18 protein-coding genes are annotated in these 17,577 nt (G+C 31.0%); 12 read left to right on the top strand and 6 right to left on the bottom strand.

Annotation, left to right across the window (positions count from 1 at the left end; all coding sequences use genetic code 11):
- Positions 1 to 10 precede the first annotated feature (10 nt).
- Positions 11 to 754 (top strand): amino acid ABC transporter ATP-binding protein, encoded by a 744-nt coding sequence (locus ACJDUG_RS02395; RefSeq protein ID WP_406768281.1) that lies wholly within the window; start codon positions 11 to 13, stop codon positions 752 to 754.
- Between the two features lie 330 nt (positions 755 to 1,084).
- A complete protein-coding gene (locus ACJDUG_RS02400) occupies positions 1,085 to 1,765 on the top strand; it encodes a LysE family translocator (RefSeq protein ID WP_406768282.1) in 681 nt (226 codons plus the stop codon).
- 98 nt (positions 1,766 to 1,863) lie between these two features.
- On the opposite strand, the gene ACJDUG_RS02405 is transcribed toward ACJDUG_RS02400, so the two are convergent.
- Positions 1,864 to 2,577: an SGNH/GDSL hydrolase family protein gene (locus ACJDUG_RS02405; protein WP_406768283.1), complete on the bottom strand. Its 714-nt coding sequence runs from the start codon at positions 2,575 to 2,577 to the stop codon at positions 1,864 to 1,866.
- Between the two features lie 209 nt (positions 2,578 to 2,786).
- The gene (locus ACJDUG_RS02410) at positions 2,787 to 2,972 is read right to left on the bottom strand and encodes a hypothetical protein (protein WP_406768284.1); all 186 of its coding nucleotides are present in this window, start codon (positions 2,970 to 2,972) and stop codon (positions 2,787 to 2,789) included.
- Positions 2,973 to 3,123: 151 nt separating this feature from the next.
- Here ACJDUG_RS02410 and larC point away from each other — a divergent pair, with 151 nt between their 5' ends.
- The 3 genes from larC (at position 3,124) to ACJDUG_RS02425 (ending at position 6,498) form a co-directional block, all read left to right on the top strand.
- A complete protein-coding gene (gene larC, locus ACJDUG_RS02415; RefSeq protein WP_406768285.1) occupies positions 3,124 to 4,329 on the top strand; it encodes a nickel pincer cofactor biosynthesis protein LarC in 1,206 nt (401 codons plus the stop codon).
- A gap of 64 nt (positions 4,330 to 4,393) precedes the next feature.
- Complete coding sequence (gene larB, locus ACJDUG_RS02420) at positions 4,394 to 5,140, top strand: nickel pincer cofactor biosynthesis protein LarB (protein WP_406768286.1); 747 nt, start codon at positions 4,394 to 4,396, stop codon at positions 5,138 to 5,140.
- A gap of 92 nt (positions 5,141 to 5,232) precedes the next feature.
- Positions 5,233 to 6,498 (top strand): ABC transporter substrate-binding protein, encoded by a 1,266-nt coding sequence (locus tag ACJDUG_RS02425; protein ID WP_406768287.1) that lies wholly within the window; start codon positions 5,233 to 5,235, stop codon positions 6,496 to 6,498.
- Positions 6,499 to 6,584: 86 nt separating this feature from the next.
- Here ACJDUG_RS02425 and ACJDUG_RS02430 read toward each other — a convergent pair whose 3' ends face one another.
- Positions 6,585 to 7,703, bottom strand: coding sequence for a glycosyltransferase family 4 protein (locus ACJDUG_RS02430; protein ID WP_406768288.1), 1,119 nt, complete (start codon positions 7,701 to 7,703; stop codon positions 6,585 to 6,587).
- A gap of 191 nt (positions 7,704 to 7,894) precedes the next feature.
- Between ACJDUG_RS02430 and ACJDUG_RS02435 the strand changes: the two genes are divergently transcribed.
- The 4 genes from ACJDUG_RS02435 to ACJDUG_RS02450 are packed head-to-tail and all read left to right on the top strand — an operon-like array spanning position 7,895 to position 10,971.
- Positions 7,895 to 8,905 carry a CotS family spore coat protein gene (locus tag ACJDUG_RS02435; protein ID WP_406768289.1) on the top strand — a complete coding sequence of 337 codons (1,011 nt, stop codon included), beginning with the start codon at positions 7,895 to 7,897 and terminating at the stop codon, positions 8,903 to 8,905.
- 21 nt (positions 8,906 to 8,926) lie between these two features.
- Positions 8,927 to 9,154 (top strand): hypothetical protein, encoded by a 228-nt coding sequence (locus ACJDUG_RS02440; RefSeq protein WP_406768290.1) that lies wholly within the window; start codon positions 8,927 to 8,929, stop codon positions 9,152 to 9,154.
- A gap of 11 nt (positions 9,155 to 9,165) precedes the next feature.
- On the top strand, positions 9,166 to 9,933 hold the full coding sequence (locus ACJDUG_RS02445; RefSeq protein WP_406768291.1) for a spore coat protein: 768 nt from the start codon (positions 9,166 to 9,168) through the stop codon (positions 9,931 to 9,933).
- A gap of 12 nt (positions 9,934 to 9,945) precedes the next feature.
- A complete protein-coding gene (locus tag ACJDUG_RS02450; RefSeq protein ID WP_406768292.1) occupies positions 9,946 to 10,971 on the top strand; it encodes a CotS family spore coat protein in 1,026 nt (341 codons plus the stop codon).
- A 49-nt stretch (positions 10,972 to 11,020) separates the two neighbouring features.
- On the opposite strand, the gene ACJDUG_RS02455 is transcribed toward ACJDUG_RS02450, so the two are convergent.
- Positions 11,021 to 11,701: a Crp/Fnr family transcriptional regulator gene (locus tag ACJDUG_RS02455; protein ID WP_406768293.1), complete on the bottom strand. Its 681-nt coding sequence runs from the start codon at positions 11,699 to 11,701 to the stop codon at positions 11,021 to 11,023.
- Between the two features lie 149 nt (positions 11,702 to 11,850).
- Here ACJDUG_RS02455 and ACJDUG_RS02460 point away from each other — a divergent pair, with 149 nt between their 5' ends.
- Positions 11,851 to 12,642: an ATP-binding protein gene (locus tag ACJDUG_RS02460; protein WP_406768294.1), complete on the top strand. Its 792-nt coding sequence runs from the start codon at positions 11,851 to 11,853 to the stop codon at positions 12,640 to 12,642.
- A 121-nt stretch (positions 12,643 to 12,763) separates the two neighbouring features.
- Here the strand turns inward: ACJDUG_RS02460 and ACJDUG_RS02465 are convergent, their stop codons facing one another.
- The gene (locus tag ACJDUG_RS02465) at positions 12,764 to 13,507 is read right to left on the bottom strand and encodes a TIGR03915 family putative DNA repair protein (protein ID WP_406768295.1); all 744 of its coding nucleotides are present in this window, start codon (positions 13,505 to 13,507) and stop codon (positions 12,764 to 12,766) included.
- A 2-nt stretch (positions 13,508 to 13,509) separates the two neighbouring features.
- Positions 13,510 to 14,820: a putative DNA modification/repair radical SAM protein gene (locus tag ACJDUG_RS02470; protein ID WP_406768296.1), complete on the bottom strand. Its 1,311-nt coding sequence runs from the start codon at positions 14,818 to 14,820 to the stop codon at positions 13,510 to 13,512.
- A gap of 485 nt (positions 14,821 to 15,305) precedes the next feature.
- Here ACJDUG_RS02470 and ACJDUG_RS02475 point away from each other — a divergent pair, with 485 nt between their 5' ends.
- Both ACJDUG_RS02475 and ACJDUG_RS02480 read left to right on the top strand, forming a co-directional pair.
- A complete protein-coding gene (locus tag ACJDUG_RS02475; protein ID WP_406768297.1) occupies positions 15,306 to 16,082 on the top strand; it encodes a YdcF family protein in 777 nt (258 codons plus the stop codon).
- Between the two features lie 102 nt (positions 16,083 to 16,184).
- Entirely contained in the window at positions 16,185 to 17,564 is a 1,380-nt protein-coding gene (locus ACJDUG_RS02480) for an MATE family efflux transporter (RefSeq protein WP_406768298.1), read from the top strand.
- Positions 17,565 to 17,577 lie beyond the last annotated feature (13 nt).

Consider the following 17,577-nt stretch of genomic DNA (forward strand, 5'->3'; position numbering starts at 1 on the left):
AGAGAGTTCTATGATAAATATAAAGAATCTGCATAAAAGCTTTGGAAGTAATGAAGTTTTAAAAGGGATAGATTTACAGATAAATAAAGGTGAGACTGCAGTTATAATAGGGCCTTCAGGCTCAGGAAAAACTACACTTCTTCGCTGCATAAATCTATTGGAAATTCCCAGTGAAGGATCCATTTCTATAGGTAAAAGCGAACTTGATTTTAATGGAAGCAAGAGGATACCAAATTCTGAGGTAATAGCACTTAGAAAGCAGACTGGAATGGTATTTCAAGGCTTTTATCTGTTTCCTCACATGACAGTTATTGAAAATATTATGGAGGGACAAGTTTCAGTATTGAAACTATCAAAGAGTGAAGCCTGTGAAAAAGGTTTTAAACTTCTTCAAAAGGTGGGACTAATAGAGAAAAGTGAATATTATCCTCATGAGCTTTCTGGAGGGCAGCAGCAAAGGGTAGCCATTGCTCGTGCCATGGCTATGGAGCCTGAGGTGCTGTTATTTGATGAACCAACCTCTGCCTTAGATCCAGAACTTGCTCAGGAAGTATTAAATGTTATGAAGGAACTTTCTAAAGAAGGAATGACTATGGTAGTAGTTACACATAAAATGAGCTTTGCAAGAGATGTTGCACACAAAGTAGTTTTTATGGAACAGGGAAAAATTGTTGAAAGCGGTGCCCCTAGTTTCGTATTTGAAAATACCAATAATGTTCGGTTAAAGAGCTTTTTAAGCTTGGTTGAGGATTAAAAATATAATATTTTTTATGAGGATAGTTTTTATTATATAAAAAAAGAAAAGCATTCATATTTTATTAAAATGCTCTTTGATTTTGAACTGAACCAGTTTATGTCTAAGAGTATTTTTTATTTTTAAATTATATTAGCAAACTAATTATAATTAGAATACTGTATATACTACCATTAAATAAATTTAACTTTTGTTTTAGTAATAAACGTGGTAATATAAGAGATATGTGTATCCATAGGAGTTTTATGGAAATATAATGGGTTGATTTATAACTTAGTTATCAATCAAATTAAATAGAGATTTTTATAATATGAATTAGAGGTTGTAATAATGAATATAAATTACGTGTTGTTAGTAAGGGCAATATATACAGGATTATTTACTGGAATTGTTATAGCTATTCCAATGGGACCAGCCGGTTTTGAATCTGTACGGTGGACAATTACTAAGGGCCTTAAGTTTGGAGTAGGAGTGGCGGCAGGGTCTTTAATAGCTGATGCTATAGATGTTATGCTAATAAATTTTGGACTCTTAGAGCTAATTGAAACTAATAAGCTTTTAGAAATATTTTTTTGGGAAATTTCAGGAATAATTATATTTTATATAGGTTATAGGGCCTTAAAAAATGGTAAAAAAGACTTAGCTGAGAGGGAAAGAGAAGAGAATAATAGAATCGAAGAGGATATAAAGAAATCTAAAGCCGTATTTACAGGTTTTTTAGTTAACATTTCTAATCCTATGACTCACTTTTTCTGGCTTACCTTAAGCAGCACTGTAATAAGAATATGGAGAAGCTACGGCAGATTAGTTTATTTTGTCTTTGCTGTTCTAATGCTTTGTGGTATGTTTTTAAGTCTCTTTGCAATTAATTATTTAGCTTCCCATGGCAAGAAATTTGCAGCACCAAAGGTATCAGGTAAACTTTCATCTGCCTTAAATTATGTGATATTAGCCTTCGGAATTGGCTTTTTTGCAAAAGGAATTTATACCTTAGTTATGTATTTAAAATAATATAGTAAATTTAATATGAAATTTTAGCTGCAGTGTATAAATAAATATATGCTGCAGCTTTTTATATTCCTTTTTATATATTCTTAGATTAGGATGTTTCATGAATTTATTAAAAATGAATAATTTTTTTCAATATAGGTTAGTATTTTGTCTGCTATGATTTTATGACCCTTTTCATTTGGATGAATCCCATCCTTACATAAATATGTTGTATAATTATCCGTATTTAAAAAGCTGCTGCGTACGTCAATAAGATTTGTCTTTGTTTCCTTAGCCAAGTTAATTATTGCAGTATTATAGCTTTCATGCCAAGAGTAAATTTTATTTACGCTGCCAAGCCAAGTAAGTATGTTTTTAGCATATACATCGCTTTTCTTGCTAATCCATTTATAATATTTTTCAGGATCTAAAGGCGGTAGTGTCATTAAAACAGGAACTATTTTTTTTGCATTTAGATTTTCTATAATATTTTTTAAGGTATTTTCAAAAACAGCTAAATTTGTATTTGGTTCATGTGAAGTATAAGGACTGTCAGCTACTTCTTCCCAATTAAAATCGCAGTCATTTCCGCCAAATTCTATAATTACTATATCCGGAGTAGTTTTAGTTAAATCCTCGTATAGCCTTTTGGAGCCTTTAATTATTGTGCTGCCAAATTTCCCTGCATTATTTACTACTCCCTTTAACTTTTCTCCAACTATATTACAAAAGCTATTTTTAATAATTACATATCTGCCTTTATCCTCGTCGTAAATAACACCTTTAGAAATGGAATCTCCTAATAAGGTAATATTGTATTTTTCTTTAACCATTTTATTCACCATCCTTGCTTATAAAAAATATATTGACAATTATTTTAGTAATATTTATTAAGATAGTTATGTAACGATACATAGTTTTAAAAACTATATTACGTTATATTATTATTTTAGTATATATAGTTTAATATATCAAGAGCATATTAAAAAATTTTTTATAAAAAAGAGGCTATCAAATTAATATAATTTGATAGCCAGCATAATTATCTATTATGGATTTTTTCAGGGTACATATCATGGTAGAAAAATCTTTTTTCTGCAAGCTGAGTCCATTTTGTATTTTCTTTCCCATAATTGCAATATGGATCTATTCTAATAATTATGTCTACTGATAAACCTCCAAGCATGTCAGGAATACCAAACCCACCCATCAGAATATTTCTAAGCATATTGCTTAAGCCTAATGGTAAAATGGCTGTGGTTTACTACAAGTATTATATTTGATAAAATTAAAAATGAATATATGAAAAATTTAAATAGAAGATAAATTTCTAATTTAATGTAACAATGAAAATAATAAGAAAGAAATAGGTGAAACAAATGAAAATTCTTTATTACGATTGCTTTTCCGGAATAAGTGGAGATATGAATTTAGGCGCATTAATAGATTTAGGAGTAAATAAGGATTATATTATAAATGAACTTTCTAAATTAAATATATCTGGATATAAAATTGAAGTTTCCATAGATAATAGGAAAGGTATTACAGGAACAAGGGTAGATGTGATGCTTGATATTGAAGAAGCACATCACCATCATGAACATAGAAATTTAAATGATGTAGAGACTATTATTGATAAAAGTTTTTTAAGTGATAATGTAAAAAGCTTATGTAAAAAAATATTTTTAAAAGTAGCTGCAGCAGAAGCTAAGATTCATGGAAAACCTATAAATGAAGTTCATTTTCATGAAGTAGGTGCCCTTGATTCCATTGTAGATATTGTAGGAGCAGCTATTTGCTTGGATTATTTAAAGGTTGATAAGATTTTATCTTCCCCTGTAGAGCTTGGAGGAGGCTTTGTAAAATGCGCTCATGGGATTTTTCCAGTGCCTGCACCTGCCACTGCAGAAATATTAAAAAACGTTCCTGTAAAAATGGGGGCTGTGAATTTTGAAACAACAACCCCTACAGGAGCAGCAATTTTAGCAGCATCCGTCACCGAATTTAATGAAAAAAAGGAATTTAAAATTAATAAAATAGCCTATGGTATAGGGCATAGAGATACAGAAATTCCGAATGTTTTAAGAGTATATCTTGGTGAAGTTAAAGCTGAAGATATTTCTAAAAAAGAAGAAAATACTTCAAGAGGAAAAGAAATAGAAGATGCAGTAATGATTGAATGTAACATAGATGATATGAATCCGGAACTTTATGATTTTACAATGGAAAGATTATTTAAAGCTGGAGCCATGGATGTATTTTTAACTCCAATCATAATGAAAAAGGGAAGACCTAGCATAAAATTAACGGTGCTTTCAAGCGAAGATTTAGAAGCGGAGCTCACTAGTATTATACTGAGAGAAACAACTACACTTGGGGTTAGAAAATATTTAGTTAAGAAAACAATGCTTAAAAGAGAGAGCTCAATTATTAATACTAGATTTGGAGAGATTAGAATAAAAACTTCCTTTTTAAATGGGGAAATCATTAAAATAAAGCCAGAATATGAAGACTGCAAAAGAATAGCTTATGAGAATAATATCCCAATAAGACTAGTATATGAAGAAGTAAATGATAATTTATAATTTAATTAAGAATGATGAATGAAAATTATAGTAGTTCACATTTAACATTAAAAGGAGCTTAAGCATGAATACTGAAGAATTAAAGAAGCTACTTGAAAATATAAAAAACGGTAAAGTATCAGTTGAGGAAGGCACAGCAAAACTCAGTGATTTGCCTTATAAGGATCTTGGTTTTGCGAAAATAGACAATCACAGAGAATTAAGGGTTGGATATCCTGAAGTAATTTATTGTGAAGGAAAGACGGTAGAGCAAGTTAAAAGTATAGTTGAATTTATGCTTACAAAAAATAATAATATTTTAGGTACAAGGGCAAGCGAGGAGATGTATAAGGCAGTTTTAGAAATATGCCCTGAGGCTGAGTATAACAAGCTTGGAAGAACAATAACTGTTAAGAAAAAAGATGTGCAGTTACCTGATACCTATATTGCAATAGTAACTGCTGGTACTTCAGATATACCTGTGGCTGAAGAAGCTGCAGTCACTTTAGAAGTTTTAGGTAATAAAGTTCTAAGGGTTTTTGATGTTGGAGTTGCAGGTATTCATAGATTATTTAATAGACTTGACATAATTCAAGGTGCAAAGGTAGTTATTGTTATAGCCGGCATGGAGGGTGCCCTTGCAAGTGTAGTTGGAGGCCTTATTGATAAACCAGTTATTGCTGTTCCTACCAGTGTTGGTTATGGAGCAAATTTTGGAGGATTAGCTGCTCTTTTAACAATGTTAAATAGCTGTGCCAGTGGTATAAGCGTTGTTAATATTGATAATGGTTTTGGAGCAGGTTACTTGGCTAGTATGATAAATAAGCTTTAGATACATTAAGTACATAAAGTGGTAAATTTTTTAAAATATGTTATACTAATATAGATAAGTAACAAATGTTTTCCTGAAATGAGGAGATATGGATGAATTTTAGAAAACTTACAGCCCTTGTTTTAAGTTTTTCTATGGTTTTTATAAGTGGATGTACGAATTTGAAAAATGAAGCTAAAAAGCCTGTTGATAATATACAAGGGAAGATTACGGTTTGGACAGATAAGAAAAATATAGAGGGCATGAATCTTTCCATTGGTGGTTTTAAAAAATTACACAATAAGGCAGTTATTCAAATAGTTGAAGTTAGTGACTCAGATTTAAACAAGAAGCTTTCTGATTCATTAAATTTACATTCCGGGGTGCCTGATATAGTTGTTGTGGAGGATGAAAATGCACAGCTATTTCTAAAGAACTTTTCAGCTGCTTTAGAAGATACTAGTGGTGATATTAAAAAGGATAATTATTTGAAATATAAAATTGACAACTTAACGAGAGATGGTAAATTACTAGGTATTCCTTTGAATTCTAAACCTGGAGTGCTCATATATAGGAAGGATTTGTTTCTATCTGCAGGTATTAACACTGAATATATTAAAACTTGGCAGGACTTTATAACAGCTGGAAAAGGTATTATTAGCAAGGATAAGGTTCCTATATTGCTACTACCACTAGAGAACGAAGAAACTTATAGGATTTACTTAAATCAGCTTGGAGGTTCTTATTTTGATAAAACCGGAAAAGCAGCAGTGAACTCTGCCACAGCTATAAAAACCTTTAATATGTTAAAAAATTTATATGCAGATGGGGGTATTGGGAATACTGAAAGCTTTGCAACTGCATTAGAATTGTTTTCTAAGGGTAAGGCAGCTAGTGCATTAGTAAGCATAGAAGATTTAAATAAACTTACTAGTAATCCAGAACTTAAAAATAAATTAGGTATTATGAACTTACCTGCTTTTGAAGAGGGAGGAAACGTGTCTGTCACTACGGGTGGTACTAATTTATGTATTTTAAATTCCAGTTCAAATAAAAGTTTAGCATTAGAGTTTTCAAAATACGAAGCTGAAAACAGAGATAATATAAAGTCCCTTCTAGAAAAAGGAATGATGTTCCCAGCCTATAATAATTTTTATACTGAAAATTGGTTTTTGAAGACTGATGCTGCTTTAGGTAATATTAAGTTATGGAAGTTATTATCTGATGAAGCAGATGATATTTATACCATAAATTACACTGATAAGTTTAATTCTGTAAGTTCGGCAATTATCCCAGTGCAGCAGTCAATCATATTAAAAGGAGCAGATAGTAAAAGCTCATTGGATGATTTACAAAAAAGACTTGAAACTTTAAAATAAATAACGCGAGAAAAGTGAAGTTCACCTGCAATATTTAGATAAAAAACTAAAATCAGAGGTGAACTTCACTTTTATTAAGTCCATTTTTAATTTTCATAAACAGCTTTATAGGCTTCTAAGGTTTTTTCAGCCGTTTTTGACCAGGAAAAATCTTTAGCTCTTATTAAGGCCTTATCACTATATTCTTTTCTTAATTCATCATTATTAACAAGCTTTATAATAGCTTCACTTAGCTCACCTTCAACATAAGGGTTTATGAGTATTCCTGCATCCTTTACTACTTCAGGAATTGAGGTTAAATTAGAAGTAATAACAGGGGCACCGCAGCTCATAGCTTCTAAAGGCGGAAGCCCAAAACCTTCATACAAAGATGGATAAACAAATACTTCACAGGCATTGTATAATAAAGGAAGATGTGCTTCTGGAGCAAATCCTGTAAAAATAATTTTAGAGGCTGCCTGAAGGTTACAGGAAAACTCATTTAATAATTGACCCTCATCTCGTTTCTCGCCTACAATTACTAAGTTTATATCACTATTAAATTCTTTATATATTTTAGAAAAAGTAGTAATTAAGGCCTTTACATTTTTCCTTGCACTAAAGCCTCCTATATATAGTATAAAGGGCTTTGTAATATTATAAACTGATGATAAAAGTTCTTTGCAGTAATTTTTATTTAAGGGCACATATTTACTGTCAGCAGCCAGTGGAGTGACAAAAACCTTTTTTTCATCAATAGGAAAAAATCTCAATATATCTCTTTTCGACCATTCTGAAACTGTTAAAATCCCATTACTCATATCCAAAACCTTTGGGACTTCCTTTAAAAATTTAAGCAGATAGCCTTTTCCTACTGTTTCAGGCATTATATATGGAATTAAATCATGAATGGTAACTATCCTTTTGCAGCTAATATTTTCACTTAAACCTATACCGTTTTGGGGGACATGAAAAATGTCCATTTGCTCCTCCTTAAGATTATGAGGAAAGTAATATTGCTCAAAGAATCTATGATGCTTTTTTGACGCCATTATAACATTTGTATTATTATATTGAAATTCAGAATAATTTTCTCCGGACCAATATATATGATAATAGTTTTCTTTATCTTGTTTTAGCAAATATCTTAATAATTTATCTGTATAAGTACCAATTCCAGTTCCGTTATACCAATTGATACCTCGAGCATCAATTGCAATCCTCATCAAACCCTCTCCCATAAATTGTTTAGAATCTATATAAAAAAGTATATATATTATAAATATTAATCTCCTATAAAAAGAGTTCCAAGTGACATAGCTTAATTTTTATTGAATAAATGAATTAAAAGCAGGTATCACACACTTAAATGTAAGCTCATATAATAAAATTAGAATACTATTTTGGAGGAACTTTTTTGAATATAGAAGAACTCAGGCAAACTATAGAAAATAGCTATGGACTGAGTATTAATGACATTGAAAAAATAAAAAATGTTTATAGAATCAGGACAGCTGACAATGTGTATTGTCTTAAAATGATTAAATACTGCTTCCCTCATTTTTGGTTTATTTTAAGTGCAATTAAACATCTGCAAAAAAATGGTTTTGAGAAAGTTCCAGACATTATTTGTAAGTTAGATGGTACTGATTATATTAGTCTTGATAACTACAATGCCTATTTAACAAAATGGATTAGTGCTAGAGAATGTAATTATGATAATCCCCTTGATGTAGCAAAGGCTTCAAGAAAATTAGCAGAACTTCATGACAAAAGTCAGGGATTTTGTGTAACGGATAAGATGCAGCCAAGAGTGTATTGGTATAAATGGATAGATAATTTTAAAACTAGGAAAAATGAAATACTGGATTTTAAAAAAAGAATTGAAGTTAAAGGAAAGAAAAGTGAGTTTGATTATATATATTTATCAAAAATGGAAAATGAATTAATAAAAGCAGATAGTTCTATAGAAAATTTACTTAAAAGTTCCTACTTTGAAAAGGTAAAGGAAGATGAGACTAAAAAAGGATTTTGTCATCATGATTACGCCCACCATAATTTACTAATTGAAGATTTAGGAGCTATAAATATTATTGATTTTGATTACTGTATATTGGACATTAACCTTCATGACTTATCAAGTCTTCTTTTAAGAAAGATGAAAAACGGAAAGTGGGACATTGCTGAAGCACTTTTTATTCTAGATAACTATAGCGATGTTAAAGAAATAAGTAATAATGACATTCCAATAATGAGTGCCTTTATGGAGTTTCCACAGGATTATTGGCAGACGGGAATCCAATATTATTGGGAAGAACAACCTTGGGGGGAAGACTTTTTTGTTAAGAAATTAAAAAAAATCTATGAGGATGAGGAAGAAAAGCAGGATTTTCTAGATGAGTTTTGTGATTTAAGTTATAATGTATAACACTTAAAATTGGAGGATTTTATGGAGAATGAGATTAGGGAAGAAATAAATAACGTAGATAACCTTATAGATAGAGATATTGATTTGGATGAATATGATTTTAGGCTTGATGAGCTGAAGAATTCAATTAAGAAGCTTAAGAAACTAAAGAAGAAACATGAAAAATATATTAAGCTTGAGGAAGAAAAGGAAAGTATACTGAGAAAACTTGAAAAAGAAAGTAAAAGTAATAAGCATAGACATAAGTAGAGGTGTTTATTTTGATAAGAGATGAGCTTTATAAATCATTTGTAGATTTTCTTTGCGTAAAAGATATTAGTGTATTAGAAAGTGAGAAAAGTGAGTTAAAGACTTTAATTAACATAAAGGAAGAGGAGCTATTAAATCAACTTTTTATAATTAGTGAATTTCATAAGAAAGCTATGGGATATAAGGGTTATATGGGACTTAGACTAGATAACAAAACAGGAAGTCAAGTTGAACAATATAAAGTTAGCACTAAAAGGTTAAAGAGATATCTAAAGAATATACGAATAAATTCTGCAAGCAGTGATTTTGAGAGAAAGCTTTTAAAAGTTGGTTTTGAATATATAAAAAGGTGTGATGGATGTATAAGTGAAATAATGAATGCAGGTTATATGGACCTTATTGAAAGAAGTATGAAACGGACTGAAATTTGTATAGGTAATCCTAATTTCAGTAATTTAAGCAAAAAGGATAATTTTATTGAAATCGTAACCTTAAGTAAATGCAGCTATAATAATGTTGAAATGGATTGCTTTTATCTTCTAAATAAGTTTAGAAAGAGAAATTTAAGTCTTGATTACAAAGCTTTAGTAAAAAAATTTTGCGAATATGAGGACTTAAATGAAAAAAGCTTAAGATTTATTTTAGCCCTTTTATCCTATCCATCTGAATTTATAAGATGTTGTAACAGATACAGGGAAAAGTCAAAGGATTGGAGTGAGGAAGAATATGGAGAAAGGCTTAATGCAGCAATATTAAAGGATGGGGAAGTGCTATTTTAGAGAGGTGTTATAATGCTAGAAACTAGATATAGAGATAAAGGCTTTTTATCAAAATATGATCTTTCCATAGAGCTTTTTAACAAGTTTAATTTAAGTGTAATCGATGTTGTACCCTTAAGAAATGTATATATTATCTCAACAGATAAAGGGGAGAAAGTCTTAAAAAAAATCGATTACTCCCTTGAAGATTTGGTATTTATTCAAGATGCATTAAAGCAAATAAAAAATAATTTCAAAAGAGTTATTGATTTTGATTTAAATAAAGATGGTAAACCCTATACTAGATGGAATAAGGACATATATTGTATAATGGACCTAGTACCAGGAAGGGAATGTGATTTCAACAATCTTATTGATTTAAGTGTTGCTTCAAAGGGACTAGGAGAACTTCATAATGCAGCAGCAGCAGTAGATAAAACTTTTCTTAGAAAAAATGCTGTAGGTAAATTAATAGACACTTTTAAAAGAAAGCTTCTTGAGCTAGAGCTTTTTAATTCAATAGCACAGATGCATGAATACAAAACAGATTTTGACAACACTTTTTTAGATAATTACCTATATTATATTAAACAAATAAAAGAAAGCATAAAGTTTTTAGAGTATTCGCCTTATAAAGAATTGTGCGGAGAAGAAAAAAACATAGTCCTGTGCCATCATGACTTAGCCTATCATAATATTATTATTAATGAAGAAGAGGCTTATTTCATAGATTTTGATTTTGCAGTTGTAGATCTAAAAATCCACGATGTATGTAATCTTATGAATAAAGCTATTAAAAATTTTGCCTTTGATATGGAAAGAGCCGAGTCCATTTTAAAAAATTATAACAATAGTAATTCCTTAGATGAAAAGGAGCTTAAAGTGTTATATGGGATGCTGCTTTTCCCTGAGGACTTTTACAGCATTTCTAAAGATTATTATACAAGGCGTAAGGATTGGGAGGAAGAAGTCTTTCTTGATAGACTTAATAGAAAGGTATCCTATAAAGAAGAAAGAGACGAATTTTTAGAAGAATATAAAGAAAAGTTTGCAATCTAACTAACGTGGCTGGTTCAAAGTATATATTTTGAACCAGCCACCTTCTAATTTAGCTTATTTCTAATAATGTGTCCAAGTTCTCAATAGTAATAATGTTCTTTTGAAAATTTATAATACCTTCTTCTTTCATCTTTATAAGTTCTCTTGATAAAGAGGGTCTTTGAACGCCGATTTTATCTGCCCAATCTTTTTTTGTCATGGTAAGTTTTATGCTTAAGGAATTTTGTTCTTTGTATTGCGAAATAAGATATTCACAAATTTTTTGTCTTATGGTTTTAAGTGTAACTTCTTTAAGCTTTAAGTTAAGAATCATGGCCTTATTAGAAATAATTCTTAAATATTCACTTAAGAAACTTTCACTTTTTTGACATAAGCTTATAACAGAGGCTTTACTTACAAGTAAGACAGTGGATTTAGTTTTAGATATTGCATTTATCGGTGCTGCATTCGAATCTGCAAATATGAGCATTTCTCCAAAAATATCTCCTCTTGTAAATTCAGCGATGGAGAGAACTTTTCCTGAAGCGTCTATTTTTTGAATCTCAATATTGCCTTCAAGTATTAAATTCAAGGTACTGCAGGTATCCTCCTCTGCTAAAATAACATCACCTTTTCCATATTGTTCAAGTTTATAAGGTATTGAGTTAAAGAGCCTTTCTAAGTCCTCCTCAGAAAAAGACTTAAATAAAGTTGCATTTTTTATAACCGCTATATAATCATGTATACTCATAAAATATCATCCTTTAGCAATGTTGTATAATAATTATAAACATAAAAGGATATTGTGGCAAGTATGCGTAACCTTGGTTACCGATTGTTTGTTAAAAATAGTCTATAATTAGATTATTAAATGAAAAAATGTTTTGGAGGGGTTTATTAATGGCAATTAGAAAGATTGTTTCTATAGATGAAAATAAGTGTAATGGCTGCGGGCTTTGCATTCCAAATTGTGCTGAAGGAGCTCTTGCAATAATTGACGGAAAGGCAAAGCTTATGAAAGAAATATATTGCGATGGTCTAGGAGCTTGCCTCGGACATTGTCCTCAAGATGCAATTACAATAATAGAAAGAGAAGCAGATGACTTTAATGAAGAAGCCGTAGAAGAAATGCTTAAGGCACAAGGTAAAACTTTAAATAACTCCCATCAGGATGTAAGCAGTGGGTGTCCAGGAAGTGCAGTAAGACAATTTGGTCATGCTGAGCCCCATAGTCATGAGGGAGGCTGCCCAGGAAGCAGAATGAGAATGATTCAAAGAAAAGAAGTAGTAGAGGATGACATGGTTAAATTGACTTCCAAGTTAAGACAGTGGCCAGTTCAGCTGCAGCTTGTACCAGCTTCAGCTCCATATTTAAAGCATGCTGACCTTTTAGTTACCGCTGATTGTGTTCCTTTTGCTTATGCAAATTATCACAATGATTTTCTTAAGGATAAGGCTGTTGTAGTTGGATGTCCTAAGCTTGATGACTCTATGTATTATGCAAAAAAACTTCAAGATATTATTAGCTTAAATGATTTAGAAAGTATTACAGTACTTAGGATGGAAGTCCCATGCTGCAGTGGAATTGCTCAGGCAACAAAAATAGGCAGAGATAATTCAGGAATAAACATCCCAATTAAGGTTGTAACAATCAGCATTGAAGGAGAAGTTCTTAGAAAAGAGTATATTTAAATTTAAAAAAAAGACAATCTCAAATTTAATTATGTTTGAGATTGTCTTTTATAATTCTAAAGGGAATTATAAAAAGCCAAGTCTAGGATAACTTTAAAAATAATCCATAGATTTTTTAATTCTACTTTTCAAATTCAGTTAAGTGCTTCCAGTATCTCTTTGGCATGTTTCTTTTTTGATAAGCTGGATTTGTTCTGTCAACAATAGCAATAGTATTAAAGAAATCCTTCCAAAGACTTTCATAAAGTTCAGATTCTTCTTTTATTGTTAAAGAATCAATATTTTTTGAAGTAAATGTCGTTAAAATCCACTCCTTTTTATTATAGAAAACTGCTAAATTTCTTTTGAGGTCATGAATAATCCACCTCTCTTTGGGGAGCCTTTCGGAAAAATGCGGTGCTATTAAACCTACAATATTATGATCAGGCTCAATAGAAGAGTAATATATATTGTCTATAAATTTAAATCTAACAAAACCAAGCATTCTATGACATTCATTGGTAACTTTATTGCTTATATTATGAATATTTAGTACAGTATCTTCATGTAAAAAGAGATTGATTTTACTTCCTAATTTAAAACCAAGCCTTACATAATTATAGATTAAACTGCAACAGCCATCTATTTCTGAAAGATAAACATGATATATTAGTTCTAAAGCCTTCGCAGAAATTTTATTCTTAATGGCAGCATATACTTTGGAGCTTTTTACTTCGTTAGTTTCTATATACTTAGGCTCTGTAAGAAGAGTCGGTTGAAACTCACTCGAAGGGACTATTTCTTCGATTCTTTCTTTAGTGTAATAGGCCTCATAAATAGAAGTTAATAGACCTTCAAAGCTTCCATCAAAAACATAACATATCATAACTAAATTTCTCCTGTAATACTAGAAAATGAGTCCTCAGTTTTATATATGGCAGGAACACCTGTAAAAAATGTTAACTGTTCATACTTAGGATTTTCTAAATAATTTAAATCAATCTTTGGAGCAAGTCTCTTTCTTATAAAATCTTCCTTAAAAGCTATATCTCCATAATATTTACCACTACAAGTAATGAAATATTGAGCCCTTTTAAGAACTACTCCTAATTTTCTTAAATCCTCAAAGGTCAAATTATGAACTTTCCTTGCTGCGGCAATCCTTTTTACAGATCTTACACCAATACCTGGTATCCTAAGCAGCAGTCTTTGAGAGGCAGAATTAATTTCTATAGGAAAATGTGATAAGTTATTTATGGCCCAATCAGTTTTTGGATCAAAATTTATATCTAAGTTTGGCTTATTGTCATTTAATAATTCTCCTGCAGAAAAGCCATAAAATCTTAAAAGCCAGTCTGCCTGATATAGCCGGTGCTCTCTTAAAAGTGGAGGATTTATTATGTAAGGAAGTTTTGGATTATTATTTACTGGAACATAAGCTGAATAATACACCCTTTTAAGATTATAATTATTATATAAGTTTTCAGACAGCTTCATTATTTTTAAATCTGAATCCTTAGTTGCACCAATTATAAGCTGAGTACTTTGACCAGCAGGTACAAAGCTTGGAGCATTCCTAAAAAACTTCTTTTCTTCAACATTAGAAATAATCTGGGAATCAATATAAGCCATTGGCTTTAAAATAGAATTGCTGCTTTTTTGTGGAGCTAAAAGCTTTAGACTTTCATTAGAGGGAAGCTCCACATTTACACTTATTCTGTCAGCCAGCTCCCCAGCCCTTTTAATAAGCAGCTCATCAGCACCTGGAATAGCCTTTAAATGTATATAACCATTAAAATTATAAGCTTCCCTTAGAAGGGTTACAGTTCTAACTAAAAGTTCCATTGTATAATTAGGATTTCTAAAAACCGCAGAGCTTAAAAATAAACCTTCAATATAATTTCTTTTATAAAAATTTATTGTTAAATCAGCTACTTCTTCAGGTGTGAAGGCGGCCCTAGAAACATCATTTGACCTTCTGTTAATGCAGTAAGTACAATCATATATACAATAATTTGTTAAAAGTATTTTAAGTAGAGAAATACATCTTCCATCTGCCGCGAAGCTGTGACAAATGCCGCTTTCACTTGCATTTCCTATTCCATTAGCCTTGTTCTTTCTGCTGCTTCCGCTAGAGGAACAGGAGACGTCATATTTAGCTGCTCCAGAAAGTATTTTTAATTTTTCACTAAGCTCCATACTTTTCATCCCTTAAAATTAATATAATACAAATAGTATAACAAACATGTGTTCGTGTGTAAAGATTATTCTATTTATAAATTTCGGTGAAGTAAAATGTAGGGTAAATTTCGGATGTAAGATTAAATTCTATTTAGATAATTAAGTTTCGTATTTAAGATAATTATCACATCTGTAAAAAAATATGGTAGTATTAGAATAAGCTTCATATAACTTTTATATAAATTAAGCTGTATATTAAATTTCACTTAAGAAATTAAATTATCTATGGGGCCAAACAATTGATAAATGTTTGGTTCAGTATAAGAAATGCTAGGGGCTCAAGCATTAATAATGCTTGAGTACAGGTAAAAGTCCTAAATGGACTTTTACGGGCAGTTTGCGAATGGAATGAGCAAGCTCAAACTGACCAGTACAAAAGGAATACAAGGGGCTCAAGCATTAATAATGCTTGAGTACAGTATAAGGAATACAAGGGGGTTAAAATGAAAAAGTTAACTTTTAAAAACATATCTGGTGTTTTATTAATTTTGCTTGGTATTTATAGTATTGTTTACTGCTTTAGTATTATGATTTATAGGGTGAATTTTTCGAAATTTTTCCTTTTACTTGGAGTGGCTCTGGTAATACTTGGATCAATCATAGTATTGTTTAAGGAAATATATTTACCTCAAAAGTTAAAATTCATAATTAAGCCAATTAAAACTTTTATTATATTTGTAATTGCGGTTTTCATCATTATTGAAGGCTTTATAATTTATAATGGAAGTAAAAAAGATACAGCAGCTGTGGATTATTTAGTTGTTTTAGGTGCCGGATTATGGGGAGATACCCCTTCCTTGGCTCTTCAAGAAAGATTAGATGAGAGCATTAAGTTTATTAAGGAAAATCCCAATATTAAGGTCGTCTTATCGGGTGGTAAAGGACCTGGAGAAACTATTACAGAAGCAGAAGGCATGAGAAGATACTTAATAAGAAAAGGCATTGATGATAAGCTTTTGATCAAAGAAGAGAAATCAACAAATACAAAAGAAAATATGCAGTTTACTAAAAGCCTTTTAAAGGAGATTGATGGTAGAGAAAATTTAAGAATTAAAATTGTAACCAATAACTTTCACATGTTCAGAGCAGAGCTTATTGCACGAAATAGCGGATTTACAGCTTTCGGAGAGCCAGCTGAATTATTTGCGCCACTTATTCCTATGTACTATACAAGGGAATGTTTAGCGGTTATTAAAACCTTGATTTTTGATTTAAGGTGAGTATAAATTTAGGAATTAGTTAAACTACTGCTTTCTGTAGTAAAGCATAAAATTCTATTGTATAATTATCTAGTTAAATACTCGGAAGTTGGGAGAACAGCAATGGGGGAAAATACTAATAAGAAAGCCTTGCAGGAAATACGAAAAAAGATTTACACGATGATCTTGCCGATAACTATAGCAAGCGTACTTGAAATGGCAACAGGACTTGTGTCAATGGCCATGATAGGAAGAATTGGATCAAATAGTTCTATTGCAGTAGATGCAATAGGTATTAGCTCAAGAATTACCCAGATTGTTTGGGCACTATTTAAGGGAATAACAACGGGTACGGCTGTATTCGTAGCTCAAGCCTATGGTGCCAATAATCATAGAAAGCTAAAACAGGTTATAAAACAGACAATAATTTCTTCAATTTTTTTAGTTATAATACTTCAGCTAATTATTTATTTTAATGCAAATCTATTATTGGGTATATTTAATCCAGGTGAGAATCTAATGCAAAATGCTGTATTATATTTAAAAACGATCTCTTTCGGATTACCATTTCTAACAATAATGCTTGCAGTAGCTGCAAGTCTTCAAGGGATGGGGAATGCAAAAACCCCAATGATAATAGGTTTTATAGTGAATATTATAAATATTATTCTTAGTTATTTATTAATATTTGGACACTTGGGAATACCTGCCTTAGGACTTAAAGGTGCAGCTATTGCTACTGTTTGTGCTCAAATTTGCGGTGCGTTATTAGGTCTTTATGTACTGCTAGGTAAAAATGGAGTCTTAAACTCTGAGATAAATAAGAATATTTTTATGGTGGACATAAAGCAAGTAATTGAAATTTATAAGGTAGGTATTCCAGCGTCTATGGAATCAATATTTTGGCAGATAGCAGCAATAATACTTACAAAGGCAATATTAACCTTTGGTGAAACCACCTTTGCAGCACATCAGTTTGGACTTCAGGCTGAATCTATATCTTATTTGCCTGCAGCTGGCTTTGGAGTAGCAGCCACCACCTTAATTGGACAGGCATTAGGTGCGAAAAATAAAGAACAAGGGAAATCCTACTTTAAAGAGACTCTTAAAGGAGCTGTTTTGATAACTTGCTTTTGTTCAGCAATTTTAGTTTTCTTTCCAAAAGTTTTAATGTCTATGCTGACACCTAATGAGGAAATTATTAATTTAGGAGCAAAATATCTATTTATAATGGGCTTAGTACAATTGCCTCAGAATATATCTGGTGTTATTAATGGTGCCTTAAGAGGGTCTGGTTATACTAGAATACCTATGTACATTGCAGCAGTAGGACTTTGGGGAATAAGAGTACCATTTACCTTGGCCTTTACTTATATATTTCATCTTTCTATAATAGTAATTTGGATTGTTATGGGCATAGATTTAATTTTTAGGTTTTTGTTAAGCCTAATTTTATATAGAAAGAAGGATATTTATAATAGAGAATTGGTTTTTAAAGAATAAAAGAGAATGCAGG

The organism is Candidatus Clostridium stratigraminis (assembly GCF_045310675.1).
GTDB classification, from domain to species: Bacteria; Bacillota; Clostridia; order Clostridiales; family Clostridiaceae; genus Clostridium_AT; species Clostridium_AT stratigraminis.

Bases quoted from the DNA above. Each gene is read 5' to 3' on its own strand.
- ACJDUG_RS02440 (WP_406768290.1), top strand. From the start codon at position 8,927: ATGGAGAATGAGATTAGGGAAGAAATAAATAACGTAGATAACCTTATA.
- ACJDUG_RS02470 (WP_406768296.1), bottom strand. From the start codon at position 14,820: ATGGAGCTTAGTGAAAAATTAAAAATACTTTCTGGAGCAGCTAAATAT.
- ACJDUG_RS02480 (WP_406768298.1), top strand. From the start codon at position 16,185: ATGGGGGAAAATACTAATAAGAAAGCCTTGCAGGAAATACGAAAAAAG.
- ACJDUG_RS02425 (WP_406768287.1), top strand. From the start codon at position 5,233: ATGAATTTTAGAAAACTTACAGCCCTTGTTTTAAGTTTTTCTATGGTT.
- larB (WP_406768286.1), top strand. From the start codon at position 4,394: ATGAATACTGAAGAATTAAAGAAGCTACTTGAAAATATAAAAAACGGT.
- ACJDUG_RS02410 (WP_406768284.1), bottom strand. From the start codon at position 2,972: ATGCTTAGAAATATTCTGATGGGTGGGTTTGGTATTCCTGACATGCTT.
- ACJDUG_RS02465 (WP_406768295.1), bottom strand. From the start codon at position 13,507: ATGATATGTTATGTTTTTGATGGAAGCTTTGAAGGTCTATTAACTTCT.
- ACJDUG_RS02405 (WP_406768283.1), bottom strand. From the start codon at position 2,577: ATGGTTAAAGAAAAATACAATATTACCTTATTAGGAGATTCCATTTCT.
- ACJDUG_RS02400 (WP_406768282.1), top strand. From the start codon at position 1,085: ATGAATATAAATTACGTGTTGTTAGTAAGGGCAATATATACAGGATTA.
- ACJDUG_RS02460 (WP_406768294.1), top strand. From the start codon at position 11,851: ATGGCAATTAGAAAGATTGTTTCTATAGATGAAAATAAGTGTAATGGC.
- larC (WP_406768285.1), top strand. From the start codon at position 3,124: ATGAAAATTCTTTATTACGATTGCTTTTCCGGAATAAGTGGAGATATG.
- ACJDUG_RS02430 (WP_406768288.1), bottom strand. From the start codon at position 7,703: ATGAGGATTGCAATTGATGCTCGAGGTATCAATTGGTATAACGGAACT.
- ACJDUG_RS02450 (WP_406768292.1), top strand. From the start codon at position 9,946: ATGCTAGAAACTAGATATAGAGATAAAGGCTTTTTATCAAAATATGAT.
- ACJDUG_RS02455 (WP_406768293.1), bottom strand. From the start codon at position 11,701: ATGAGTATACATGATTATATAGCGGTTATAAAAAATGCAACTTTATTT.
- ACJDUG_RS02395 (WP_406768281.1), top strand. From the start codon at position 11: ATGATAAATATAAAGAATCTGCATAAAAGCTTTGGAAGTAATGAAGTT.
- ACJDUG_RS02475 (WP_406768297.1), top strand. From the start codon at position 15,306: ATGAAAAAGTTAACTTTTAAAAACATATCTGGTGTTTTATTAATTTTG.